At 37.7% G+C, this 25,554-nt stretch carries 29 protein-coding genes; 22 read left to right on the top strand and 7 right to left on the bottom strand.

Translation table 11 applies throughout. The features are described from left to right. Positions 1–11 precede the first annotated feature (11 nt). The 6 genes from NST01_RS19005 to NST01_RS18980 all read left to right on the top strand — a co-directional run bounded on the left by NST01_RS19005 (position 12) and on the right by NST01_RS18980 (position 6,058). Positions 12–1,727, top strand: coding sequence for an ABC transporter ATP-binding protein (locus tag NST01_RS19005; protein ID WP_076821480.1), 1,716 nt, complete (start codon positions 12–14; stop codon positions 1,725–1,727). Then, positions 1,718–2,545 carry an energy-coupling factor transporter transmembrane component T family protein gene (locus NST01_RS19000; protein WP_024718473.1) on the top strand — a complete coding sequence of 276 codons (828 nt, stop codon included), beginning with the start codon at positions 1,718–1,720 and terminating at the stop codon, positions 2,543–2,545. Before NST01_RS19005 ends, NST01_RS19000 begins: the two co-directional genes overlap by 10 nt. 164 nt (positions 2,546–2,709) lie before the next feature. Beyond that, positions 2,710–2,880 carry a CxxH/CxxC protein gene (locus NST01_RS18995; protein ID WP_008360116.1) on the top strand — a complete coding sequence of 57 codons (171 nt, stop codon included), beginning with the start codon at positions 2,710–2,712 and terminating at the stop codon, positions 2,878–2,880. An 80-nt stretch (positions 2,881–2,960) separates the two neighbouring features. Further along, entirely contained in the window at positions 2,961–3,440 is a 480-nt protein-coding gene (gene rlmH / locus NST01_RS18990; protein ID WP_058013232.1) for a 23S rRNA (pseudouridine(1915)-N(3))-methyltransferase RlmH, read from the top strand. A 180-nt stretch (positions 3,441–3,620) separates the two neighbouring features. Next, the gene (locus tag NST01_RS18985) at positions 3,621–4,772 is read left to right on the top strand and encodes an HNH endonuclease signature motif containing protein (protein ID WP_341042470.1); all 1,152 of its coding nucleotides are present in this window, start codon (positions 3,621–3,623) and stop codon (positions 4,770–4,772) included. 416 nt (positions 4,773–5,188) lie between these two features. Then, on the top strand, positions 5,189–6,058 hold the full coding sequence (locus NST01_RS18980; RefSeq protein WP_341042468.1) for a hypothetical protein: 870 nt from the start codon (positions 5,189–5,191) through the stop codon (positions 6,056–6,058). Between the two features lie 568 nt (positions 6,059–6,626). On the opposite strand, the gene NST01_RS18975 is transcribed toward NST01_RS18980, so the two are convergent. Together NST01_RS18975 and NST01_RS18970 are read right to left on the bottom strand one after the other, a co-directional pair. Continuing rightward, positions 6,627–7,202 (bottom strand): hypothetical protein, encoded by a 576-nt coding sequence (locus tag NST01_RS18975; RefSeq protein ID WP_341042466.1) that lies wholly within the window; start codon positions 7,200–7,202, stop codon positions 6,627–6,629. Continuing rightward, complete coding sequence (locus tag NST01_RS18970; RefSeq protein WP_341042464.1) at positions 7,171–7,437, bottom strand: helix-turn-helix domain-containing protein; 267 nt, start codon at positions 7,435–7,437, stop codon at positions 7,171–7,173. The genes NST01_RS18975 and NST01_RS18970 overlap by 32 nt, the downstream gene beginning before the upstream one ends. A 180-nt stretch (positions 7,438–7,617) precedes the next feature. On the opposite strand from NST01_RS18970, the gene NST01_RS18965 reads away from it, so the two are divergent. Together NST01_RS18965 and NST01_RS18960 are read left to right on the top strand one after the other, a co-directional pair. Beyond that, a complete protein-coding gene (locus NST01_RS18965; protein ID WP_341042461.1) occupies positions 7,618–8,520 on the top strand; it encodes a DNA-methyltransferase in 903 nt (300 codons plus the stop codon). Between the two features lie 33 nt (positions 8,521–8,553). Continuing rightward, the gene (locus NST01_RS18960; protein WP_341042458.1) at positions 8,554–8,928 is read left to right on the top strand and encodes a hypothetical protein; all 375 of its coding nucleotides are present in this window, start codon (positions 8,554–8,556) and stop codon (positions 8,926–8,928) included. Between the two features lie 69 nt (positions 8,929–8,997). On the opposite strand, the gene NST01_RS18955 is transcribed toward NST01_RS18960, so the two are convergent. Then, the gene (locus tag NST01_RS18955; protein ID WP_046527577.1) at positions 8,998–9,240 is read right to left on the bottom strand and encodes a hypothetical protein; all 243 of its coding nucleotides are present in this window, start codon (positions 9,238–9,240) and stop codon (positions 8,998–9,000) included. Positions 9,241–9,254: 14 nt separating this feature from the next. Then, entirely contained in the window at positions 9,255–9,503 is a 249-nt protein-coding gene (locus tag NST01_RS18950) for a hypothetical protein (RefSeq protein ID WP_035704162.1), read from the bottom strand. Between the two features lie 100 nt (positions 9,504–9,603). Here NST01_RS18950 and NST01_RS18945 point away from each other — a divergent pair, with 100 nt between their 5' ends. The 5 genes from NST01_RS18945 to NST01_RS18925 all read left to right on the top strand — a co-directional run bounded on the left by NST01_RS18945 (position 9,604) and on the right by NST01_RS18925 (position 12,616). Beyond that, complete coding sequence (locus NST01_RS18945) at positions 9,604–10,194, top strand: Crp/Fnr family transcriptional regulator (protein ID WP_099496987.1); 591 nt, start codon at positions 9,604–9,606, stop codon at positions 10,192–10,194. A gap of 71 nt (positions 10,195–10,265) precedes the next feature. After that, positions 10,266–10,607: a darcynin family protein gene (locus tag NST01_RS18940; RefSeq protein WP_019743501.1), complete on the top strand. Its 342-nt coding sequence runs from the start codon at positions 10,266–10,268 to the stop codon at positions 10,605–10,607. 106 nt (positions 10,608–10,713) lie between these two features. After that, entirely contained in the window at positions 10,714–11,220 is a 507-nt protein-coding gene (locus NST01_RS18935) for an LURP-one-related/scramblase family protein (RefSeq protein WP_099496986.1), read from the top strand. A gap of 15 nt (positions 11,221–11,235) precedes the next feature. Then, entirely contained in the window at positions 11,236–11,742 is a 507-nt protein-coding gene (locus tag NST01_RS18930) for a hypothetical protein (RefSeq protein WP_017368423.1), read from the top strand. 13 nt (positions 11,743–11,755) lie between these two features. Then, positions 11,756–12,616, top strand: coding sequence for a LysR family transcriptional regulator (locus NST01_RS18925; RefSeq protein WP_341042448.1), 861 nt, complete (start codon positions 11,756–11,758; stop codon positions 12,614–12,616). Between the two features lie 39 nt (positions 12,617–12,655). On the opposite strand, the gene NST01_RS18920 is transcribed toward NST01_RS18925, so the two are convergent. Continuing rightward, positions 12,656–13,552 carry a PhzF family phenazine biosynthesis protein gene (locus tag NST01_RS18920; RefSeq protein WP_341042445.1) on the bottom strand — a complete coding sequence of 299 codons (897 nt, stop codon included), beginning with the start codon at positions 13,550–13,552 and terminating at the stop codon, positions 12,656–12,658. Between the two features lie 252 nt (positions 13,553–13,804). On the opposite strand from NST01_RS18920, the gene NST01_RS18915 reads away from it, so the two are divergent. Next, on the top strand, positions 13,805–14,368 hold the full coding sequence (locus tag NST01_RS18915; protein WP_341042443.1) for an Imm64 family immunity protein: 564 nt from the start codon (positions 13,805–13,807) through the stop codon (positions 14,366–14,368). A gap of 39 nt (positions 14,369–14,407) precedes the next feature. On the opposite strand, the gene NST01_RS18910 is transcribed toward NST01_RS18915, so the two are convergent. Then, positions 14,408–15,118, bottom strand: a complete 711-nt coding sequence (locus tag NST01_RS18910) for a GntR family transcriptional regulator (protein WP_341042440.1) — start codon at positions 15,116–15,118, stop codon at positions 14,408–14,410. A gap of 156 nt (positions 15,119–15,274) precedes the next feature. Between NST01_RS18910 and NST01_RS18905 the strand changes: the two genes are divergently transcribed. From NST01_RS18905 to NST01_RS18895, 3 genes are all read left to right on the top strand, one after another. Then, on the top strand, positions 15,275–17,173 hold the full coding sequence (locus tag NST01_RS18905) for a beta-glucoside-specific PTS transporter subunit IIABC (RefSeq protein WP_341042438.1): 1,899 nt from the start codon (positions 15,275–15,277) through the stop codon (positions 17,171–17,173). Positions 17,174–17,182: 9 nt separating this feature from the next. Continuing rightward, positions 17,183–18,622 carry a 6-phospho-beta-glucosidase BglA gene (bglA, locus tag NST01_RS18900; protein ID WP_341042588.1) on the top strand — a complete coding sequence of 480 codons (1,440 nt, stop codon included), beginning with the start codon at positions 17,183–17,185 and terminating at the stop codon, positions 18,620–18,622. Positions 18,623–18,796: 174 nt separating this feature from the next. Beyond that, positions 18,797–19,777 carry a restriction endonuclease gene (locus NST01_RS18895; protein ID WP_046527586.1) on the top strand — a complete coding sequence of 327 codons (981 nt, stop codon included), beginning with the start codon at positions 18,797–18,799 and terminating at the stop codon, positions 19,775–19,777. A 5-nt stretch (positions 19,778–19,782) separates the two neighbouring features. Here the strand turns inward: NST01_RS18895 and NST01_RS18890 are convergent, their stop codons facing one another. Further along, a complete protein-coding gene (locus NST01_RS18890; RefSeq protein WP_100218327.1) occupies positions 19,783–19,944 on the bottom strand; it encodes a hypothetical protein in 162 nt (53 codons plus the stop codon). A 161-nt stretch (positions 19,945–20,105) separates the two neighbouring features. Between NST01_RS18890 and NST01_RS18885 the strand changes: the two genes are divergently transcribed. From NST01_RS18885 to NST01_RS18865, 5 genes are all read left to right on the top strand, one after another. After that, on the top strand, positions 20,106–21,341 hold the full coding sequence (locus NST01_RS18885) for a TerD family protein (RefSeq protein WP_341042434.1): 1,236 nt from the start codon (positions 20,106–20,108) through the stop codon (positions 21,339–21,341). Positions 21,342–21,581: 240 nt separating this feature from the next. Beyond that, entirely contained in the window at positions 21,582–23,261 is a 1,680-nt protein-coding gene (locus NST01_RS18880) for a T7SS effector LXG polymorphic toxin (protein ID WP_445662198.1), read from the top strand. A gap of 10 nt (positions 23,262–23,271) precedes the next feature. Next, positions 23,272–23,601, top strand: coding sequence for a hypothetical protein (locus tag NST01_RS18875; protein WP_072368311.1), 330 nt, complete (start codon positions 23,272–23,274; stop codon positions 23,599–23,601). Positions 23,602–23,931: 330 nt separating this feature from the next. After that, on the top strand, positions 23,932–24,471 hold the full coding sequence (locus tag NST01_RS18870) for a DUF2247 family protein (RefSeq protein WP_079920048.1): 540 nt from the start codon (positions 23,932–23,934) through the stop codon (positions 24,469–24,471). 20 nt (positions 24,472–24,491) lie between these two features. Continuing rightward, positions 24,492–25,157 carry a hypothetical protein gene (locus NST01_RS18865; RefSeq protein ID WP_236810158.1) on the top strand — a complete coding sequence of 222 codons (666 nt, stop codon included), beginning with the start codon at positions 24,492–24,494 and terminating at the stop codon, positions 25,155–25,157. Positions 25,158–25,554: the final 397 nt, after the last annotated feature.

Here is a 25,554-nt window from a genome sequence, read left to right as displayed (position 1 = left end):
GGAACACATAAATGAAGAAACCGATGATTCAATTCGAACATTTCGGATTCAAGTATCGCAGTCAGGCAGAACCAACATTGAAAGATATCAACCTGACCATCTATGAAGGAGAAAAAGTCCTCATCGCAGGCCCGTCTGGATCGGGAAAAAGCACACTAGCCCATTGTATTAATGGGCTAGTTCCTGCGTCTTATAAAGGTTCTATGGAAGGAAGTCTTCACATCGGCGGGAAAAATGCAGAGAAAGAGAACATTTTCTCTCTTTCACAGCTCGTCGGAACGGTGCTGCAAGATCCTGATGGACAATTTATCGGGCTGACCGTTGGAGAAGATATTGCGTTCACACTAGAAAATGATCAAGTCACACGCGAAGAAATGAAAATACGTGTCGAGAAAGCGGCAAAATTAACAGAGGTAGACGGCAAACTGGCATCATCCGTGCATGAGCTGTCAGGCGGTCAAAAACAACGTGTCGCCATCGCAGGCGTACTTGTCAACGATGTCGACATTTTGCTGTTTGATGAGCCACTGGCAAGCCTTGATCCCGCAACAGGCAAAGAAGTGATCGACCTTATTGACCGTCTGCAAAAAGAAACAAAAAAAACGGTCGTGATGGTGGAACATCGATTGGAAGACGTCCTCTTCCGTCATGTCGACCGCATCATCGTTGTCAATGACGGCACGATTGCAGCGGATATGACACCAGATGAATTGCTCGCCTCAAATGTATTAGAAGCGGCGTATTTACGTGAGCCTTTATATGTGAGAGCGATGAAATATGCAGGTATTCCGATTGCAGCAGGAGATCAGATCGCTAATTTACAGCATCTCACCTTAAACGACGAGGCAAAAGAGAAAATCGAGCAATGGATGGAAGCATCTGAGTCATCAGTCGAGCAGAATGAAGCGCCGGATTTACTAGAAGTGCGTGAGCTGAGCTTTGATTATCCGACAAGACCTAACACACTGAGCAACATCTCTTTTACCGTCAAAAAAGGAGAAATGATCAGCATTGCCGGTGCCAATGGCGCAGGCAAGACGACACTATCCAAGGTGCTTTGTGCATTTGAAAAGCCAACAAAAGGGACAATCCTTTTAAATGGCGATGACATCACAGGAGACACCATCAAACAGCGCTCCGAACGAATCGGTGTCGTCATGCAAAACCCAAATCAAATGATTTCGAAACAAATGATTTTTGATGAAGTCGCCCTCGGTCTCGTTTTAAGAGGCGTAAAGGAAGACGACATCAAGGATCGTGTAGAGCGGGTTTTAAAAGTATGCGGGCTGTATCCATTTCGAAATTGGCCGATCTCAGCACTCAGTTTTGGACAGAAAAAGCGCGTTACCATTGCATCCATTCTTGTGTTAGAGCCAGAAATCATCATCCTAGACGAGCCAACCGCCGGACAGGATTTTAGACATTACACAGAGATGATGACATTTTTAGAGCAATTAAATCAGCAGGGCGTCACGATTTTGATGATCACCCATGATATGCATCTCATGCTCGAATACACAACAAGAACCATTGTCATTTCAGATGGAGAAAAAATCGCAGACGATACACCAGCTAAAGTACTGACAGATCAGTTGCTAGTCCAAAAGGCGAGCTTAAAGGAAACGTCGCTGTATGAACTGGCGCTAAAAGCAGACTGGCCAAATCCAAATGAACTCGTGGATCGCTTCATTGAGGTTGACAGAAAGGAACGAATGACATGGCTGTAGACATGCTGTCTTATATCGATCGCCCATCGCCAATTCACCGGCTGACAGGGGCAACCAAACTCATTTGCTTTATCCTCTGGTCATCCGCAGCGATGCTCACGTATGATACAGGCGTATTAGTGTTTATGCTAGTTGCCAGTATCGTGTTCTTTCAACTGTCGAATGTGCGATTTCGTGATATCTCCTTCGTGGTGATCGTCTTGGCGATTTTTCTTGTCATCAATAACATCGCCATTTACGTCTTTGCGCCTCAGCAAGGTGTCGCCATCTATGGAGCGAAGCACGAGCTGTTTCATATTGCAGGCTGGTACAATGTCACACTTGAACAGCTTTTCTATCAATTGAACATTACACTGAAATACGTGACCGTGATGCCAGCGGCGCTTTTATTTATCGTGACAACAAATCCAAGCGAATTCGCCTCATCGCTCAGCCGAATTGGGGTCAGCTACCGGATTTCCTATGCGGTAGCGATTGCTTTGCGCTATATTCCAGATATTCAGCGTGATTTTCGCACGATTGCCATTTCTCAGCAAGCAAGAGGCATTGATTTATCAAAGAATGAAAAACTGGGAAAACGGATTAAAAATGCGCTGTCGATTGTAATGCCGCTGATTTTCTCCAGCCTAGAGCGGATTGAAACGATCAGCAATGCGATGGAATTGCGCGGGTTTGGAAAGCATAAAAAGCGCACATGGTTTACGGCGAAAGACTTTCAAAAAGCAGATTATGCGGCGTTAATCTTTGTTGGAGCGGTACTGATTGTGTCGCTAGTGATTACATTTGTTAGAGGAACGAGATTTTACAATCCGTTTTGATAGAAGGAAGCCTTCACAGGAGTGGAGGCTTTTTTATTTGGTTTGTGGATAAAAGGTGTGGAAAATGGTAAAAGACTATTAACATGTGAATAAATCGGTTATATTGAACAATGAGCGAAACACTTGTGAATAACCAAACAACATATTGGAGGAATTAGAAACTTATGAACAAATCACTTTATGCTTGTGCAGAACATATAGAAACCGTACTAGACATGTACATAGATGATCACGAAACACCGCCAGAATTCAGAAAAATCGAACATACACACAGCTTATCCACAACCTGTGAATTGTGCGATGAACCTGCAATATATATAGTGGGGAACGAATGATCGGACACAAAATACACAAATTTTATCCACAATTGTTGATAACTTATATGAATAACTTGTTCTTAAGGTGGGGATGACCTGTGAATATATCAATTATCACAGTAGGAAAATTAAAAGAGAAATATTTAAAGCAAGGCATAGCCGAATACACAAAACGATTACAAGCATACGCAAAAATCGAGATCATTGAGCTCGCAGACGAAAAAGCACCCGAGAATCTCAGCGAGCAAGACATGAAAATCATCAAAGACAAAGAAGGCGAACGCATCCTAAGCAAAATCAACCCAGACGCCCACGTCATCGCCCTCGCCATCGAAGGAAAAATGAAAAGTTCCGAAGAATTAGCCGATACAATAGATAAGCTGGCAACATACGGAAAAAGTAAGGTGTGTTTCGTCATAGGCGGGTCACTTGGGTTAAGTGATGCTGTGATGCAGCGGGCGAATGAGAAACTGTCATTTTCGAAAATGACGTTCCCGCATCAGTTGATGAGGTTGGTGTTGGTGGAGCAGGTTTATCGGGCGTTTCGGATTGTGCGGGGGGAGCCTTATCATAAGTAAATGAGGTTTTATTGCATGTGTTTATAATAGTAAATATGCAAATCCTAAATTATATATTAGTTAATATTTTAAAGCTTACAGAAATTATTAAGTATAGAACGCTTAGTTAGAGTAACGTGACTATTTAATATAGTCATAGTAAGAGGGACTAAAGTAATGATTTTACAGGAGATAAATGAGATGAGCAGAAATATAAGTACTAAGGTTGAACGAAGAATATGTGCTGAATCTATGGGGAGATGTATGAATCCAGAATGTAAAGTAGAATTATTTAAAGATAGTGGCGACATCATGGAAAAGGCTCATATAATTCCGTATTGTGATACTAAGGACAACTCATATGAAAATTTAATTATTCTATGTCCAAATTGTCATACAAATTTTGATAAAAACAGTGCATTTAGTATAGGTGAAGTTGAAAAATGGAAACAAATACGTAAGGCTGAGTTTGAGCGTTTTTTTAGTAAAGAGTATGATACATTTGAGGATTTAAAAAGTGAAGTTGCTCCATTGTTATCACATAATCAAGAAATTTTTGAAAACTATTATTCGGAGAACCAAAGGGATTTATGGGGTATTTTTGAAGGTATGATTTTATTAAATAATAGAATTATAAGAAATATTTTAAAAAATAATACTAAATTGATTCAAAATCATTCTCAGGAAAGCTACTCCAATTTAGCAATAGTACAAAAATTTATGCTCCATATTGATGAGTTCGAAGCTACCCGATTAAGTAAAGAAAAAATAAGGCATGTATTATTTCCATCTGAGATTAATTCCTTATTTGGAATAGAACCTGTAGTGAAAGACTTTATGCCATCTGTAGAGTCTATTGAGAGTTTAATAGAAGTATTGCAAAATAAGGGGGAGTTTGAACTTATTGTTTTAGGAGTCGATAATCCATATATACAGGTTATAAAAGACAGTACTTCTGAAAAAATATATCTTAACGATACCCCAAGGTTAAGACAAATGTATTATGATTACAATTGTTTTAGGAAAGTGAATGTTCGATTTGAAAGCCTAAATTATGCTCTAAAATATATAAAGTCGAGGGGATTAAATTTTGATTTCTTGAATATAAACAACCTAAAAGAGGTTAAAGTAAATGGGATAAAAATAGCTTTTGTTTATGAATATTGCTTAAGTAAGATTAAATTATTACAACTATCTCCAGAGGAAAAATGTGCAGTTTTAAACTTGCATAATTGGAATGGTGAGAGTTGTATTTCTTCAGATGCTTACGAAATAGCAAGAGAAATGAAAGTAACGTTACTAACAATGGATAAATTTTATGGATATATTAATAGCATTAAACAAAAAAGATAGTGTCATTCAGAAAATCATATATCATATAAAATTGTTTGAGTCATTTGAAAATGTGTATTTGTTTGGATCAATAATCAATGAGAAAAGAATTCCAAATGATATAGATTTATTGCTAATATACAAAGATTTTTCTAGTAGACTTTTAATTGATTTGGATAAGATAAGCACTATTTTTGATCAATTATATGGATTATATTTTGATTTAACTGTACTGAGTGAATATGAGGAAGATGAGTCAAGTTTTTTAATTAGATTAAACTCAAATTACTTAAGACTAAAATGACAAATCTTTATATAAATAAAATTATGTGAATTTAATGTTATGTTTAGTGGAAAACATAAGATTCTTATTTGTATAGATGGTCTTAAAAGAATAATATATTCCGTAAACAATATTGTGAAAATGGAGGTAGTTTATGCAGTTTATTACAAGAAATTTGATTGGTGATGATTTCAACTACAAGATTATATATGATTTCTTTTCAAAAGAACAATTAGGGAATTTTGAAGATTGGATCTGCAGTAGACACCATAAAAATATAAATAAGATAATGAATATAAAGCTTAATTCAGAATGGATTACTCGAAATTATTTAAGTTCTAAAATGATTTTATCAGCAACAGTCATGTTGACATCTTTAGAGTATGCAATTGAAAAAAACCTTAAAATGACAGTACCATACCTGTATTATTATTCAGTAATTACATGTTGCCGTGCTTTTTTGTATGCGAATCCATATAATGAATGGAAAAACAATGGTGCTTTTTTGAATATGAGCCACTCTAAAATAATAAATCTTACAAAAGATTATTTATATCACTTGGATAAAGATTATGCATTAAGAATAGAAAATATTTTAAATAAATTAAAGAAGACGAGAGAATTATTTTCTTATAAGTTCCCTTCAACTGGATTAGATATTGTATATGAATACGATCTAGATGAAATTATTGAAATATGTACTACAGTCTGTGAATTAGCTCAGTTAACCAGCGAGCAAATACAAAATTATACTATTAATAAGTGTATGGATAATTATGATGATTGGAGCAGAGTAGATTTAAATTATTTAAAATACACTTATAGCTATGACGGTATAATAGATTCAGAAGATTGGCGTAGAATTGATTATATTAAAAGAAAACAACCATTTCCAGCGAGCATATATTACACAATGACCGAGGGAATGGTAGAGGACTATTTTGGAGCTTGGTGTCCTAATGATGGAAACGATGATCTATACAATCCGGATTTAAACTGGAGGGTAATATTCCCGGTCCCATAATGATAAAACCTTATTTAGATATAATTCTTGTAATTCTTATCGTAATTGATAACAAAAAATGGAACTTACTATGTGTATGAATAAACTTAAATAATTAATGTATAAAAAGGGAACTGTATAAATAAATCTTTTTACTAGAATAACAATTTATTTCTAGCAAGGCAAGAACATATTTTATCAAAAAGGCATAGTTAATCTTAATTTATAAAATATTATGAAGTCTATTCCGTGCGGAGTAGGGTAATTTGGGAAAAAATAGAAGTATAAAAAATAACATATAATTAAAAAAGGAAAATAATTTAAATAATAATATGCTGAATTATTAACAATTATTTAAATTAATTGAAATAATTTGATTTTAGAATGAATCCATCTAGAATAAGTATTGATGTAAGTTTAAATTAACTTATAAAAGAAATGTAGAGTTGTCTGCATAGAAAAGGCGAAATGTTTGCACTATTAGTTAGAAAATAAATTTAACTTATTAAAGTAATACATTATAAACTTCTATACATAACTTGAAAAATCAAAAAAGTGTCCTTTCTTTATTGAAGGGACACTCCTGACTTTAAAATAAACTGAACTGATTATTGATTATACCTTTTTTACAAGATGCAAAGTGGCTATCGAATTCTTGATCATGATAATGTAGAATACCTTTATCAATAATATCGCAGAAACTTATCTTTGGATTGTTTATGTGATTTAGGTTTGCTTCATTATTTAATCTATATTCCCATTTTGTAAAATAATCTTCTAGTTCTTCTGAAGGTACTTCATAAATACGTGCGGGTTTGTTTATATAGAATATTCCTACAAGGAAGCTTGTTACGGCACGATACCGACGTATTATTTCATGGTTTACATGATGACAAGTTGTTATACCAGGCTTTTTGCGAACTTCACCTTTGGTATCAATTAAATTGACAGTTTTAAGTTCGTATTGGTTGCCTGTTAATGGATCAATACCATCGTCACCATGACGACCTGGTATTCTTGTTAGACCAAACATTTTTACGAGAAGTAATTCTCTGTACCCACCGTCATCAAAAACATGGATGATATTATGTTTATTTGCTTCTAATTGAATTCCATCAGCTAATTCTATTAAGTTATTTATCTTTTCTTTTACTTCTAATGGCATAATTACTCTCCTTTGGTATTAAATCTGCGACATCAACGGAGAGGGCCTTTGCTAACTTTAACAGTGTGGTGTATGTAGGGTTCTTTTGGGCAAGTTCAAGACTACTTATATAGTTTCTATGAAGCTCAGCTTTGAACCCCAACGCCTCTTGAGAATAGCCTTTTTCTTCACGCAGGTTACGTATCCGTTGTCCTAATTCATATAACTCTTGTTTAAATTGGTTTTCGTTTTCCATTATATGTCCCCATTCAACTAATTAAGGGTTTATCTTCATTGAAAATTATATTATAATTACAAGAGACATTCTTCACACTATAGTGTGAAATGGTATTATTTGATATATTAATAGGAGTGTTAATGAAAAATGAGACTGGCATATACAACTAATCGTGGATCTGCATATATTGGAGACTCAATGGAATTACTAGATAGTTTAGAAGATAATTCAATTAATCTTGTAATGACCTCACCGCCATTCGCTTTATTAAGACAAAAAGCATATGGCAATAAAAATGGAGAGGAATATATTCAGTGGCTATCAGAATTCGCGTTAAAAGTTAAAGAAAAGTTAACTGAAGATGGGAGCTTTGTTTTAGACCTCGGTGGGGCTTATCAAAAGGGGGTTCCTACACGTTCACTTTATAATTACAAGGTGCTTATTAAATTTGTTGAAGAATTAGGATTTCATCTAGCAGAAGAGTTCTTTTGGTTTAATCCGTCTAAATTACCTTCACCAATTGAATGGGTTAACAAACGAAAAATAAGAGCAAAAGATGCGGTAAATACCGTATGGTGGTTTTCAAAGTCAGAATTTCCGAAAGCTGATGTAAGGAAGGTTTTAACACCTTATTCAGAACGAATGCAGAAGTTGTTAAAGGATGGTAAGAAGTATTACGATCCTAAAGAGAGGCCATCTGGGCACAATATTTCAGAAGGTTTTAATAAAGATAATGGAGGAGCGATTCCACCCAATTTGTTACAGTTTCCTAACTCTGAAAGTAATTCTAAGTATTTAGCTTTATGTAAGTACGTAAAAGTCAAAGGACATCCTGCAAGGTTTCCAGGCAAGCTGCCTGAGTTCTTTATTAAGTTTTTAACAGATGAAAATGACATTGTATTAGATATATTTGGTGGTTCGAATACGACAGGGGAAATGGCTCAACTACTCAACAGGAAATGGCTTAGTTGTGATATTGAAAAAGAGTATGTAGCAGCATCTTCACTTAGGTTTATTAATGACAAAGAAACTGCTAAACAAGTTTTTGATAGAATTATGAATGATGAAATGGTTGATATTGGTCAATTAACGTTGATTTAATTTCTAAGAGGCTGTCTTAATAGAGTAGAACCATTGTATAAAAGTAAAGGCGATCATGCCGCAGATTCAGTGATCGTGTATGTGAAAGAAGAGAAAATTCTATTCCTAGGAGATTGCATTTATCCGAAAATGTATGCTGAAAAAGTACATTATACGGTGAAAGAAATTTTGCGTCTTTTAGATGAGTTAGATGCTTTTGATGTGGAGACGTATATTCCATCGCACCAAAGACCGTGGACAAAAGAAGAGTTTCGTCAGGAAAGAGACAAGCTTCGAACGATTGCGAAATACACTGGTCTTTATGGTGGAGATCAGGAGAGAATCAAGAGTGAATATCAAACACATGTGAACAGAGAACTAAAAGAAGATGAACTAGAAACCATTGCTTATTTTGTAAATGGTTATTAAATAATTATGGTGACTAAAACAAAAAAAGTCTCATTTGAGTGATTTTCCTCAAACGAGACTTTTTTATTTCTATGGTAAACCTACAAAGTCTTCTGCATCACGAACTGTGACAGACATCTGTTTTGCATTAATAATAATGACACAATCCCAAGTGGGCTTTATTTGCAGTTCATCATTCTCATCAATACGAATAATTCCTTTAAATTCAACAGTCTGTTCTAGAAAGACCATTTTCTTTTCTGTATCATCTTTGACGGCTGTTAAATGTTCAGGATAGTGAACGGTCCAATCATAAAAAGTGGTTTTCTTCATAGTTCCTCCTATTTTCATTCGTACACATCTCCGAATACTTCTTTTGTTTGCCGGATTGTCAGTGATTTATTGGTTGGATCAATTGAAATGACACAATCCCAAGTAGGTTTGATTTGTAGCTCGTTGTTGTCATCCATCCAGATGATGCTATTTAGCTCAATGGATGGCTCTAAAATGACCATTTTCTTTTCATGATGATCGGTAATCGCTGTTAAGTCTGCTTGTAAATGGATGGTCCAGTCAAAAAAAGTGATTTTTTTCATTGTTTCTCCCCTCATCTTCGCTTATATTTCCATTATAACCTGAGTGTTTTCTGACACTATTTTATATCAAGTCTTCCATTAATAGAGAGGTTACTTACAGATGGACAAAATAACTAACCCATACGACACCTTCAAAACCAAAATATCGAAATATCCAATTGAACAAAATCATTGGCAAGCTTTCAAAGATGGAACAACGATTAAACAGTTAAAAGCAGGTACATGCATGATCAAGGCTGGCGATCCAGTGAAGCATGCCTATTTCTGCATAACAGGTCTCTTCCGCCTCTTCTATTTGTTACCGGATGGCAGAGAGTACAACGTGGCTTTTACGTTGGAAGATGATTTTGCTACTTCTTATGCAAGTATGATCAACGGGCAGCCTTCTCCTTATTCGATTGAAGCGATGGAGGATTCTATCGTGATTGAAATTCCGTATGATCTGCTTCAAATGTTGATGGACAGAAGTCATATGTGGGAGCGGTTTGTTCGGGTGAGTGTTGAAAGGCTGTATACGAGAAAGGAAGAGCGTGAGAGGGAACTGCTATATTTGCCAGCCATTGAGCGATATCAGGCGTTTTTATTGAAATATCCCGGGTTACATCAACGTATCGCTCAATATCATATTGCCTCATATATCGGTATTTCTCCGGTTTCGCTGAGCAGGCTGCTGCATCCTGCTGAACATTAACCTATGTTAATGCACATTCTCTAGATCTGGCGTACAATCATCACATCATAGAAGAATCGAGGGGCATGATGATGAAATATATGATGGTTGTTTTATTAGAGTTCTATCCATCTTGGCTTGCTTTACCACGAGAGGAGCGCAGAACCCATGCGGCTTCGCTGCAAGAGTTGATGCAGAAATATGAGGAACATGTGACGGTGCGCTTTTTTGATGCTGAAGCTCTTCCAGGTAAGGATTACACAGATTTTGTGATGTGTGAAACAGATGACCTGAAGTTCTATCATTTTATGTGGGAAGAGATTAGAGATTCTATTCCTTACACAAGTGGTTATGTCAAAATTAAAGAGGTCATCATGGGAATGCAAGATGCTTTTCAAACATATGAAAAAGAATCTCTGAAAATGGATCAGTAATCGAAAACCACCTACTATCAGGTGGTTTTTTGCACATTCTATTTTTTGGTATAATCAGGGGTAAGGTAAGATTCGGATAAATTTTTGAACTTAATCGGAGGTACATATGAAACAACTTTATATGAAACAGAAAGTATTTAGTCTGAGCGGTAGGTTTACCGTAAAAGATCAACAGGAGAATGATGTATATGTGGTCGAAGGCAGCTTTATGAAGGTGCCAAAGACGTTCACCATTTTGAATACAGAACGAGACGTCATCGCTGTAATTACGAAGAAAATGTTTAGCTTTTTACCAAAGTTTTTAGTAGAAGTCGGTGGACAAGAGGTATTGACGATCAAAAAAGAGTTTACATTCTTCAAAGCCAAATATTCAATTGATGCTGCTGGGATCGAAGTGCAAGGGAACTGGTGGGATATGAATTTCCAAGTGCTGCAAAGCGGCGAAGTGGTCGGCCAGGTGAAGAAGGAATGGTTTACTTGGGGAGATAGCTACAAGGTGGATATTTTGAAAGAAGAGATGGAGCCTGTGATGATTGCATTGGTTGTTGCGATTGATTGTGTGAAAGCGGATGAAGCAGCGTCTAGGTCTTCGTCGACGACAATGAATAATTAATTGGAGGGTTTAAAGTTGGACAATCTCACCCGCATTTTAAGATTAAGAGATGCAGAGATATGGGAGTATGAATTTCTCGATAATAAAGACATCATCGTCTATTTCTCGATTACAGATTTAAATAGAAAAGCAACGATTCATGATAACCCTCTGGCCACTCAAGAAGAACTGGATGAAAGAGATAATTACATATCAATGGATGTGCACAGCCATCTAGATCTCAAGAAAACGCTAGAAGAAGATATATTTGATGACTTTATCACCAATATCTCAGCTTTAGTAGAGCATATGCATGATTTTCACAATGCGCATGTTTTTATTCATATGCATGTTCATGACAAAATCGAATTAACAGATTTTCAGTTAGAAAAAGATGAAGAGATGCATGGGGATGAAAAAGAACAACTCTATACATTTAAACGTTTATGGATTCAGCAGGCATGTTTTCAATTGGTCGAACAACAATTAAATCGAAAAATCACAGACATGTCTAACAGTAGGTTTTGCCAAGATCTAAAGTGAGGTGAGCAAACAAATGACATTCCCATACAAAGTATTTCAAACAGTCGTCGAATGCGGCAGTTTTACAAAAGCTGGTGAGAAGCTTGGGCTGACGCAGTCTGGGGTGAGTCATAATATGGCGAAGCTTGAGTCAGAGCTTGGGATTGTGCTGCTTCATCGGAATCGAAACGGGCTGTCGCTGACAGATGCAGGTGAACGAGTGATGCCCCATATTCGCCAAATCATTCATCATGCGTCATTGCTTGAGCAGGAGGCGGCGTTGATTCAAGGGATGGAAGTGGGGAGTATCAAGATCGGCACGTTCTCTAGTTTTTCTTCAAAAATGCTTCCGCAGCTCATTCATCGTTTTACGAAAAGTTATCCCAATATCCAATTGGAGTTATACGAAGGCGGCTATGAAGAGATTGAAGAGTGGATCGCGTCTGGCACAGTTGATCTTGGGTTTTTAACACAGCCATCTAGAGATTTGGAAACTGTTCCACTGTTTCAAGATGAATTGGTAGTGCTCATGCAAGAGAGTCATCGTTTCCATTCAAAGAAGGTGATGGAAGTGGCTTCGTTCCAAGATGAACCATTTATTATGCCAAAAGCGGGCTGTGATCAACTCATTAAGAAATTATTAAAAGAAAGCGGCGTAAAACCCCATGTTTTATTTGAGATTGGGGACAACAATACGCTCATCTCTATGGTTCAGGAAGGCCTTGGGCTCACGATCATTCCGAAATTGATGTTGCCGCCTCAGGTGCCTCATGCGAACGTAATTCCACTTGAGACCCGTGTTTATCGCGAAATCAATATGGCGTTTAAATCTTTTAACGCAGCCTCTCCCTCTACTAAAAGATGGATTGAAGCAGTCAAAGATCATTTTAAATAGATTCAGCTTGAACGAGAGTCTCTATTCAAGCTGATCAATTTATAGCGTGACCACCCCGCGAATGGTAATAACCGCTGCACCTGCTACTTTAATGACCGGCTTTGTTTCATTCGGAATGACCGTGATACGAAGCAATCCTGGTCTGCTGATTGCATCACCTTGAGCAATGCGTAGATGAGTGGTTTCTTGCTGAGGAATGATCCCTTCCAAATACAGATATCCGGCTAATGCTCCGTTTGCTGCTCCCGTTACAGGATCTTCGGGTATGCCAATGCCAGGTGCAAAATCCCTTGTATAAAGATCACAGTCTTTTGTGGATTGAAACGTATAAAGATGAGTCGTTGTGATATTCTGCTCTTTATTCATTTTTCCTAAAGCTGCTAAGTTTGGTGCTGCTTGATCAATGTCATTCTGGTGTTTCAGCGGAACCAGAAGATGCCAGTTTCCGGTGTTTGCTAATTTTATAGGATAGGATGGATCAATCCTGTCACTGTTTATACCGAGCATGTCACTAAGCTCTTCTACATCGATGATAAAATCTTGCGTCTTTGGCGTGACCTGTGTCATCTCCACATCCACAACTTTGCCATTTTCCTCGTGCCATATAACGGGAACATGGCCGATCTTTGTTTCTAAAACAACCCCTGATTTTTCTTTAGCCATCCCTAGCTCCGTCGCTAAAAGCCAAGTCAACCCAACCGTCGCATGCCCGCAGAAATTGACCTCTTCCGTTGGAGTGAAATATTTCACTCGATAATCAGCTTTCTCATCATGTGCCGGCAGCAAGAAAACGGATTCGGGTAAGTTCAACTCCTTGGCGATATTCTGCATCTCATCCTCCGTTAACCATTCCCCATCCAACACCACCCCAGCGGCATTACCTCCAAATTTCTCAGTTGTAAACGCATCGACATGATACACTCTAATATCTTTCATCTGACGAATCCTCCTAAACATGTTGTTATGTTCATCATAAGTTTGTATGATGCATTCGTAAAATGAATCTTTTGAATGTGATGAATTGGAATTGTTCATGTAATATCAAACAACTAGGCGGTAAGGCTGAAAAAATAATGATAGTTCAAAAGGCAGGTTCAAAGAGAATCTGCTTTTTTGTAGTATGCTTGAACAAAACAAAAAGAAAGCGAGGGGGTCAGCATAGCTTTAGGAGGATATATCAATATTGGATTGGTATTCTATGATGACATTCATTTAACAATCACTTTTCGCAAACTGACTGACTTTTTAACAAAAAAAGGAATATTGATAACGAAGGTAAAGTTTAGTCAGGATGCTAATGGCGAAGCATGGATCGAACATGATGTAAAAGAGAATAAAATCAAAAACAATTACTTGGAAGGTTTTTATACAGAATTTGAATTGACGGGAACATGTCTAAAACATACGACTATGAACATACAAAAAGAAGCTGGTTTTGTGGGATTCGTTCTATATTTAAAGTGGACAGAGGTTGTTTCACATGATGTCGTTCGTATTCAACAGGAGATCGTACAGTGTCTTGTAGAACTTTATCATACTCTTCCGTTTGAGTATGCATTCATTGGTCATGAAATGGAAGTCGAGATTCATCCAGATGATGTTGAAAAGAGTCTGCAAGAACATCATGCTTTTCCAGTTGTTCTTATAGGTAAAGGGGATTATTTAGTCACTTTTTATGGTGATACTGCCATTGACGGGCTAACTACTCAAGAGAGAGGGAAGAAATATTTAAAGGTTAAAAGAGAACAGTAGAAAAGCCTCCTGAATGTCTCAGGAGGCTTTTTCCATCCATCACCCATAATAATTATTCGCCTGAATAAAAAATTGGGATTGCATGTAGTTATAAGTGATTTTCGAGAAGTCGAAAGGCTGGCCGTTTGTGAGATGAAAGACGGTTTCGACGCGAAGAGCAGGATCATTTTGCTTAAGTCCGAGGTGCTTCGCTTCAGTTTCGTTTAGTTTGCCAACTTGCAGGTACATGTCAGAAAAGCCCACTTTAAGACCAAGGCCTTCACTAATGAATTTAAAAACAGAATCGGCTGCAATTTCTGTGTTGAGGTAAGGAATAATGGTTTTCCGGTAATAGGACTCTTCTAAACATAAAGTTTGTCCATTGATGTAACGAATGCGTTTAAGGTAGAAAACATCCTCATCTGGTTCAATGTTTAAATTCAGCGTAGCTTCTTCTGGCGGTTTGACGGTATCTAACGTGAGAACTTCTGATGTCAGTTGAAATTCCTCTAAATCTTTTTTAAATCCTTGGTTGGATAAAAGGCTGATATAGCCTTTGCGCCTGTGCCTTCTCACAAAGATGCCGCTGCCCCTCACCTGATAGACAATCCCTTTTCTTTCGAGTAAATCTAATGATTTGATAATTGTACTTTTGCTCACAGCAAATTGATTCATGAGCGTCTCAAGCACAGGGAGTTTGTCTCCTTGCTGCAGCTCATGTGTGACAATATATTTTTCAATATCGCTCGCAATTTGTTGATACTTTAACATAGCCATTCCTCTTTGTTTTCACGATTTATTGTCTTTGTATTATAGCACATCCCGATTTCTCTTTGATATGCAAACTCAAATTATATATGTATTGATAAATTGTACCGGTATAATTATAATGTACATATACTAGTAGTGATAAAGGGGGGGTTTTATATGTCAAAAGTGAGGGATTATCAAAAGCTTGCAGAAGACATCTTAGAAGCAGTTGGCGGAGAAGAAAATGTGGTGAGTGCTGCAAGATGCGCCACGAGGCTGCGTTTGGTGCTGAAGCGTTCTAATCCAAAGGCAAAAGAAGCAGTCAACGCCATGCCTGGTGTCATTACAGTGGTGGAAAACGGTGGTCAGTTTCAGGTTGTGATCGGTCAGCATGTAGGTGAGGTATATGAGCATTTTTCCAACCTTGTTCAGCTCCAAACGTCGGATGATGATCAGCCGAATGAAAACAAAGGAACGATTCTGAATCGGGTCATTGCGACCATGTCCGCTGTGTTTGCGCCATTTGTGTATATTTTAGCCGCAGCTGGTATTTTACAAGGTGCACTTATCTTAATAAATTTGATATTTCCAAGCTTCTCGAAAACAGGAACTTATGAAGTGTTTAGCTTTATTTCTTGGGCACCGTTTACGTTCTTGCCCATTTTTATTGCGATAACTGCAGCCAAGCATTTCAAAACAAATATGTATATCGCGGTTGCTTGTACAGCAGCGCTTGTCAGTCCTTCTTGGACAGAGATTGCTGGACGTGTAGCATCAGGGGAAGGTGTGACCTTTTTAGGGATTGCGTTATCTGAAACGGTTTATACATCATCCGTCTTGCCACCGCTTTTCTTAGTATGGATTCTTTCCTATGTAGAAAAATTCTTAAACAAACGAATTCATGAGGTTGTCAAACCGCTATTTGTCCCATTTCTATGTATGGTCGTCATGGTTCCGTTAACCATTCTATTAATCGGTCCTCTTTCGACAGCAGGTGCAAATGGGATTGCAAACGGATACAATATCTTAGCTGAAAATGTACCAGCTCTGGCAGGGGCCATTATCGGCGGTTTCTGGCAAGTACTCGTGATTTTCGGTGTTCACTGGGGCATCACGCCAATGGTACTTGCGAACTTTGAACAATATGGACGTGACTCCTTTCAGGCATATCAAACCATCGCTGTTATCGCTCAAGTCGGTGCGGTGCTGGGAGTTATTTTAAAAGCAAGAAATCGGGAAACACGGAAAGTTGGGGTTTCAGCTGGAATCACAGGACTCTTCGGTATTACGGAGCCTGCGATTTACGGTGTCACCTTACGTTTTAAAAAGCCGTTTATTTTCGGGTGTATTTCTGGAGCAGTCGGTGCCATTGTGGCCAGCTTCTTTACGCCTTATTACTTTGCATATGCAGGGCTGCCTGGCCCTCTGACCATTGTGAACGGAATCAGTGCAGATTATCCAACGTCTATCATTGGTATTTTGATTGGTGTGGCCATTGCGCTGATATTACCAGTTGTGCTTATTCAATTGTTCGGTTATGGGGAAGATACGGTAGACCAGCCAGCTGGTGAAACACCTGTTAAAGATCAAGGCGGAGAAACGACACAAGCTTCTATGAACAATGAAGAAATGATCACGGCTCCACTTACAGGAAAGGTGCTTCCGTTATCTGAAGTGCCAGATGCCGTATTTAGCTCTGGGGCGATGGGGGAAGGCTTTGCCATTCATCCGACCGATAACAAACTGTTTGCACCGTTTGACGGCAGTATCGTCATGCTTGCACCAACAAAACATGCGATTGGTCTGCGTTCTGAATTTGGTGTAGAGTTACTTGTTCATGTAGGAATTGATACGGTTTCTCTAGATGGATCGGCATTTACACTCAATATCAAAGAAGGCGACAAGGTGAAAAAGGGTGACGTGTTGATGACATTTGATCAGGAAGCAATTGAAAGCAAAGGATTACAAACAATCACACCTGTTATCATTACCAATACCCAAGCATACGAAGATGTGATTGTAGAGAAACGTTCGACATGTCAGCCAACTGACGTCATGATGACAATTGTGAAATAGGAGGAATAGATAATGACTTTACCAAAAGATTTCTTATGGGGCGGGGCATTAGCCGCTCATCAATTCGAAGGTGGATGGAATGCAGCTGGCAAAGGGCCGAGTGTTGTAGATGTGATGACAGCAGGTGCTCATGGTGTACCAAGACAGATCACGGAAACGATAGAAGAAGGAACTTTTTATCCAAACCATGAAGCCATTGATTTCTACCATCGTTACAAAGAAGATATCGCCATGTTTGCTGAAATGGGATTAAAATGCTTGCGAACATCGATCGGCTGGAGCCGAATTTTCCCTAAAGGGGATGAAGAAGAGCCGAATGAAGCAGGCTTACAGTTTTATGATGATGTGTTTGATGAGCTGATTAAACATGGAATCGAGCCTGTCATTACGTTGTCTCACTTTGAAATGCCCCTTCATTTGGCAAGAGAATACGGCGGATTCCGAAGCAGAAAAGTCGCTGAATATTTCGCGAAATTTGCGGAAGTATGCTTCAATCGTTACAAGGACAAGGTCACGTACTGGATGACATTTAATGAGATCAATAACAAAATGGACGTCAACAACCCGTTGTTCCTTTGGACAAATTCAGGGGTATCTGTCAAAGAAGGCGAAAATGCCAAAGAAGTCATGTATCAAGCGGGCCACCATGAATTGCTTGCAAGTGCATGGGCAGTGGCAAAAGGAAAAGAGATCAATCCGTCCTTTCAAATTGGAGCGATGGTGTCCCACGTGCCAATTTATCCATATTCCTCAAACCCAGAGGATGTCATGCTGGCAGAAGAATATATGAGACAGCGCTATTTCTTCCCAGATGTCCAAGTGCGTGGCTACTATCCAAGCTACGCGTTAAAAGAATTTGAGCGCGAAGGCTATCACATTCCATTTGAAGAAGGCGATGAAGAAAGTTTAAGAAAAGGAAAAGTAGATTATCTTGGCTTTAGCTATTATATGTCAACAACGGTCAAAAGCGATGCAGTATCTGATCACAAAGGAGACATTGTCAATGGAGCACTGCCGCATGGTGTAGAAAATCCGTATATCAAATCAAGTGACTGGGGCTGGTCCATTGATCCGACAGGTTTAAGGTATACATTGAATCGTTTTTACGATCGCTATCAAATCCCGCTATTCATTGTGGAAAATGGCTTTGGTGCCATTGATCAAGTGGAAGAAGACGGCTCTATTCATGACCCAGAGCGAATTCAATATCTCGCTTCTCATATTCAAGCACTGAAAAAAGCGATTGAATATGACGGTGTGGACCTCATCGGCTACACACCTTGGGGCATCATTGATATCGTGTCATTCACAACCGGTGAAATGAAAAAACGCTACGGCATGATCTATGTTGACCGCGATAACGAAGGTAATGGTTCAATGAAGAGACTCAAAAAAGATTCATTTACTTGGTACCAAAACGTCATTGCAACGAATGGTGAAGAAGTGTAACAAAGGAAAATGCAGACCCGGATGAGTGTGGTATACGCTTGTTCGGGTTTTTGTGTTTCTTTCGACAAAAATGGTGCGCATATCCTTTTGTTAACAAGAAATAAGTCTTATAATTTAGATAGAATATTTGATGATGAAAATAAGAGAAGATAGATGGAATGGGAGAGGTAGTAAATGACGAAATGGTGGATGGTTCGTGCGGGTGACCAAAACGAATTAATTACAATTTGGGAAGAGAAAGGCATTGCATCGATAGGGTGGCCTAAATTAGGTAATCCAAAACAATATCAAACAAAGCAAGAGATGAATGCTCGAGCTGATGTCATATTCGCTGAGAACAAACCTTTTACGAGAAGAAGCTGGGTCAGTCAGGTATGGAGGTTTAGTAGAGAAATCAAAAAGGGAGATCGAATCATTACGTACATAAAAGAAAGCCGTGAATATCGAGTAGGTACGGTGATTGCTCCGCATTTTTTTGATGAAGCAGTTGGAGATAAAATGTATCCAAATCATATTCAGGTAAATTGGGAACCAATAGCAGTTAAACGAGATTCTCTCAGTCAATCAGCTAAGAACAGCCTCGGTTCTATATCAACTGTTTTTCGTGTAGATGATTGGGGGAAAGAGATTGAACATTTACTCAAAAACCCTACATCTATATCAGCGCCTGAAGATGAAACCGAAGAAGATGAAATTATCGAAGATTTAGTCAGCAAAGCTACTGTCATGATTGAAGATAAAGTAGATAAATTGGACCCGTGGCAAATGCAAGACTTAGTCGGAGGCTTACTGCAAGCAATGTCATACAATGTTCGCGTGAGTCCAAAAGGGCCAGATGGCGGTGTGGATGTATTAGCTTATAAAGATGCATTTGGATTTGAAAAGCCTATTATTAAAGTACAAGTAAAGCATCGGAAAAATTCAGCCAGTTCGCCAGAGGTGCAGCAATTATTAGGTGCTAATCCAATGAATGCTAACAGTTTATTTGTTTCTACTGGTGGGTTTACTTCTCATGCAAAAGCTGTTGCGAAGCATAATGAGGTTCATCTAGTGGACTTAGAAGAACTCGTAAATCTTATTGTACATTGGTATGAACATATGCCAGCTGAGACAAGATCCTTATTACCTCTGAAAAAAGTGTATGTACCTGAGTGATCTTTTTATTGTCTATGTTTCAATAACTCCTGAATACAAAGAAAAAAGAGGGTAATGACGGTAAAATAGTTCATTGGATTCTGAAAGATATTGATGTTCATTGATAATTGAAGAAGAATCCACAGACTGAATACCACCATAACAGCAGGAATAATTAATTTATACACAATGGTTCTCCCTTCTAGAGTAGTGCGGTTTTAGTTGGCATTGTCTCATATCATTGTAGAGGTTGAAAAGAGGTAAAGGTTTTAATAGGTTCTATCACATAATTCGGTATAATTGGTCTATAAAAACGATAAATGGTAGATAAAGAATAGGAGTTGTTGAAATGAATCAAACTCTGCAAATGGGTGCCAATACCGTACTAAACTCTCCAAAGGGGCAATTATTCATCAGTTATGAAGTGTCATCTGCAATTGATATTTCTTTAACGGCGTTTCTCTTAACAGATTCAGATCTAGTTCAAGGAGATAATGGCATTATTTTTTACAATCAGCCGGAGAGTACTACGGGTGTCGCGACACTTTTACCAGCAGAGATATCAGATCAGTTGAAAAGACATCAATTGAATTTTGATATGAGCAAAGTGCCTGTCGGAATCACAAAGATGGCTATTACACTAACAGAGGATCGAGGAATCGGCTTTTCTCATGTGAAGAATCTGCAAGCAGAAATTCGAACAGGTGATGAGGTGCTATACCTAACACCAGTTAGCTTTACAAATGAAAAGGGTATTGTCGTAGTAGAGCTATACATAAGAAATAGTGAAACGAAAGCACGATCCATCTGGCGTGGCTTCGATTCTGGATTGGAAGGGCTATGCAAGCTTTATGGGGTAGAGGTTGAACCTGATGAACAGGATGTTTCTACACCTCCTGAAATGGTTTCTGAAAAACAAATTAATGAGCCTGCTCCAATGAAAACAGCCGCTAAAGAGAAAGTCGCTGCACCTATTAGCTTAGAGAAAGTTCAAGGTAAAATTAGTCTAGACAAAGGTCATAAACCGATCATCATTGAAAAAACACCAGAGATTACGGCTACAGTATCTTGGGAGTCTGGAACCGATTATGATATTTACGCATTGGTCTATACGAAGTCAGGAAAACAAATAGATGTGGCCATGTTTGGCGCAAAAGGTGTTCCCGCTCTCAAAAGTTACGGTAACGGGGCTGTTGAGCATATGGGAGATGTCGGTAGAGATCGTGAATCAATGAAAACAGAAGTCATTAAACTAAGGTTAAATGATGATATCCTTGCGGTGGTACCCGTTGTTTACTCTGCTCAATCAAATGGAACAGGTTCTTTCTATAGATATAGAGTGTCTATGAGTATCGATAATCATCAAGGAACGTCTGTCACGATTCACGCGAAACATGCAAATGACAATGATCGAATTTATTCTTGTGTTCCAGGTATTCTTCAAAACACAAATGATGGCGTGATCATCCGTCCACTAGAGCTTTACAGTAAACCAAACTCTGAGCGTAGACCGAAGTTAAAAATGAAATATTCAAATGAGATCGATGTTTTGATGGATAAAGGACCAATCAATGACTATAAGTAACGTGAACATGTGGCTAGACAGAGTATAATGAACTGTCTGGCCTTTTCTATATCCCTACAATTGATAAACTCGTTTATCCAAATGAGAGGGTAAATTGAATAGAGAGTTCATTCCATTTTTTATGTCATTTAGCCTATTTTTCCGTTTTGGAGGTCACGGTAAAATAGACTTTATGATCAATAATGGAGGGAGTGGCTTAATCTGGGCAAGATACTTGATGCAAAAGCACTAACCAGTGCCATGGATACAAGGGCAAAACACTATCAGGAACTCCGCGAACAAATGATAGATTTAAAAAAGGCATTACAAGGTGTTGCCAACCTCGGTGACGACTTCACTGGAAAAGGTGCCGATAACATTAAAAGCTTCTACAAAGAACTCGCCGGAAACGTGGACATGTTTATTAGCTTCATTGATAAACAAAAAGCCTTTCATGAAGGTGTTTCTGGGACACTTGATGATACAAATTTTGGCGGCGACACCTTTGTAGAAGAACACTTTTTAGACAACGCTGTACATATGGGAATCAAGAATGCCAAAAGCATCGTGAAGGATCAAAAAAAGGCACTCAAAACGATTTTTCAAGATATTGATGACCTCATTTCTCTGGAGGTATTTGATAGTAAAACCTTTGACGAAAAGATTGCAGATGCGGAAGATGAACGGAAGAAAACGGTTAAAGATTTAATAGAACTTGATCAAAATCTAAAAGATGAATATGCTTTGTCAGAGACGGAGCAGCAGGCTACAATGGCATTGTACGCAGAAATGATGAATGCGACAAATGACGGAAAATCCATTTCGCCTATGAATTTTGACAAGAAAGCGTATCAAAATAGCGAAATCTACAAGGCAAAAAGCGATATTGAGAAGCAAACGTCTGAATATCTGAAAATCAAAAATGATCAAGAAGAAGCTCGCAAGATCGCAAAGGAACAAGAAGCGCTAGCCAACCGTCCGTGGTATGAAAAAGCTCTTGATTACGGAGGAAATATCGTCAATGAACTGACAGGCGTGAACGATGCAAAACGTGCCGCAACAGGTGTCGATCCAATAACAGGAGAAGAACTCACCGCAGGCCAGCGAGTCGCCGCAGGCGGCATGGCAGCAGCAGGCTACATCCCGATCGTCGGATGGGCGGGCCGTATTTTCAAAGGCGGTAAAGCCGTTTATAAAACGACTCAAGCCACGTCCGCCGCAGTCAGAGCAGTCGACATTTACAAGACATCACAGAAGTCTTTCGATGCGTTGAAAACATCACAAAAAGGCTTATATGGCCTCACCGCAACAAACGGCTTCAGTGAAGCGATTACGGGTCGAGATATGTTTGGAAATAAAGTCTCGAAAGAACAGCAGGAAGCGAGTATGAATGCGGCTCTGGGGATGCTTTTGCCGTTTGGGGCGAAAGGGTTTCATGGGAAGATGGGGATGAAGGATAGTACTGGTAAAGGTGGATTTAAACATAAGTATTCTGACAATAGCAAAAATCATCTAATACGACCAGAAGGTGTTAGTAAAACAGGTGTAAGTGGTGGTCATAATGAAAAGGAATTTTTCAATTATTTAAATGAAAAAGAAATTCCCTATAAATTGGAGAGAAAGGAACGCCATCCTTCGATACATGGAATAAATGATGTGTACTATAAAATAGCAAAACAAGAGCGTGGTATGTATACAAAAGAATTTAAAGCCTCTACTCATAAGAAGACTGTTTATGATGATAATGTATTTACTGATGAACAAATTTACCAATTTGGACAAGAGGCAATGGAAAATGGTACTGAGTATGTAACTAGAGGCGGTCAACATGTAATACAAGGTACATCAAATGGTTTAAAATTTGAAGGATGGAAAAATCCAAAAACAGGGGAAATTGAAAGTTTGTATCCAGTATTAGAATGGAAAAAATATAGTAATTAGGAGGATCTTGATGTTAAATAATATGCAGCCAATAGTTCAAGACTTTTTTTCTTTTTTGAAGAATGATTTATTTGAGGTGTTAGAGTGTTTGTCCCATAGAGAACCTTGGCAAGATCATATGATGGGATACGAACTTCCAGAGCATTCAGAGGACGTTGAATTTAATAATGGAGTAATGATATTTATGGACACAGCATCTTATCATGAAATTGTGATGGATAATCTAGATTTCTATAGTTGCTTGGAAGAAATTTGTATGGAGTATGTTGCTGAAACTCCAGAACAGAAGGCACAAGTTTATTTACTTTTGGACAAGGTAAAGACTACTTTAAATTTGTGAAAATTAAACCTAACTGAGTAAACCTTTAATACGAAGGTTGATTAACTTATATGAGGTATTCATATGAATTTAAGGAGCAATAATACTACCAGAATAAATAATTATTCTTTATACAAGATATTTCAACAGTAGAAGAAGTAGATCAGTATATAAGATAAAGTATATGAAACCTTTGACATTTACCAGAAACACAGGAAGTTAGGGGGTTTAACATTCACTAGCAGAAAGGGTATTTGATGTTTACTATTTCGAAGTGTAGGGCAGAAATAAAAATCTTTAAAAATATCTAATTTATTAGTTTGTCTAATCACAAAAGGAATGTATTAAATTATGTATTTTTCATTAGAGCATTTAAAACATCACAAAATAAAAGTTGATTGGAAAACTATATATGTAGGAATTAGGCTAGATTTGATCTCATACAAAGAAATAAGCAAGTATGCAGTGGAATACTTATCTAATCATACTGAATGTGAAAATTCTTTAATCCTAGAATTAGCTTGGGGTGCTGGCGACCCAGATGAGGATTATAGAAAACTCCAAATGATATTAGTAGAATTATACAATGATTTGGTAGAAGAAGAATCTAGCCAATGGGACATTGAAAAAAGGAAATGGAGATATGGTATAACGTCTCACTTAAAAGAAAAAAATAAGAAGTCACCTGAAGAGTTATTGGATGAATTGTGTGAAGTATACGCTGATTTTGGTTACCCTGAGGATATGGAACCATTTATTCATTATATGCCTCCTTCAGATGGTTATAATCCGTTACTATATTCAAAAGAAGAGAATATAAATAGATTAGTATCTTTTTTTGATGAGTTTTTACAAAAAGAAAAAGCAGTTGTCCAATTCGAGCAATTTTAATTACTGATTAAAGGTGACTAATGAAAATAAAACTTGAATTCGAACAAAAAGTTACAAACTACTATAAGTGGTTAGATCAACAAATAAATGAACTTAAACAGTTAAGTGTATATAGTATTAATGGATATCACTTTTTAGATGATGGTGGAATTAAGACTTTTCAAAGTTATTGTCAAAATGAACTAATCGAAATTTTTAACGGTCAATTAACTAATTACCATTTTTATATCTTTCTGAGTAAGAAAGTAACTGATGTACATTCGCGAATAGAGAGATTCCGAAAAGTATGGAAATCGATTGATTCGGAAATAAATACTTCAGGTTTTGAAAAGGGGCCAGAATTACTTTTAGATGAACAAGAAAATCAATTTTATGTCAGTATGGCCAAAGTACCTCAACCTGATTTAGATAAGGCATTGCGAATAATGGATCAGTATCAATCTAGTTTCATGATTGCCAGTAGAAGGGATTCTATGCTCTCAGAGGAATCTATAAAAGATTTGTTTTACTCAGGATTGGATCAGAATAGTCATGAAGTAGATTATCAAGCGCTTTTTTTGAAGTATGGTTTGAATAGTGAAATTATCTTTAGATGGGGATCTGTTCTAAATGAGGCCGAATTGGCAATGATTTTAAATCAAGATCATACCCAGAAAATACAGGAGCGAATACAAAGCCATTCATAGTATCTCAAAAAGAGAATAATCCGTAATATTTTAAACAATCCCCACATTTGGGACTTGCCCTCCCATTTTTGTGAGACTGGGAGCAAAACACCGTATGAAACAGCCAGTTGTCGAAACTCTTTCGGTGACTGGTTGTTTCATTTCCATTGAACTCGAATATTGGTATATGTATTTTATAAAATCGTTGTGTAGTGATTGTCAGATGGTGAAGATGATAGAACCCTTCTGATTTTAAATTGGAGTGGAAGGATTCGATGTGGGCAACTTGTTTATGAAAGCGATGATGCTCCCCATAATGTGTAATATTCTTAATTCCTAGCTTATAATGGAAGGTTAGCTGCAAGTCTGTTGTGAGTTGTTCGCATCTATGAATGAAGATGCATTTTAACAAATTAAT

The organism is Bacillus sp. FSL R7-0166, assembly GCF_038008935.1.
GTDB classification, from domain to species: domain Bacteria; phylum Bacillota; class Bacilli; order Bacillales; family Bacillaceae; genus Bacillus; species Bacillus altitudinis.
This window is presented reverse-complemented; position numbering and strand designations above follow the sequence as displayed.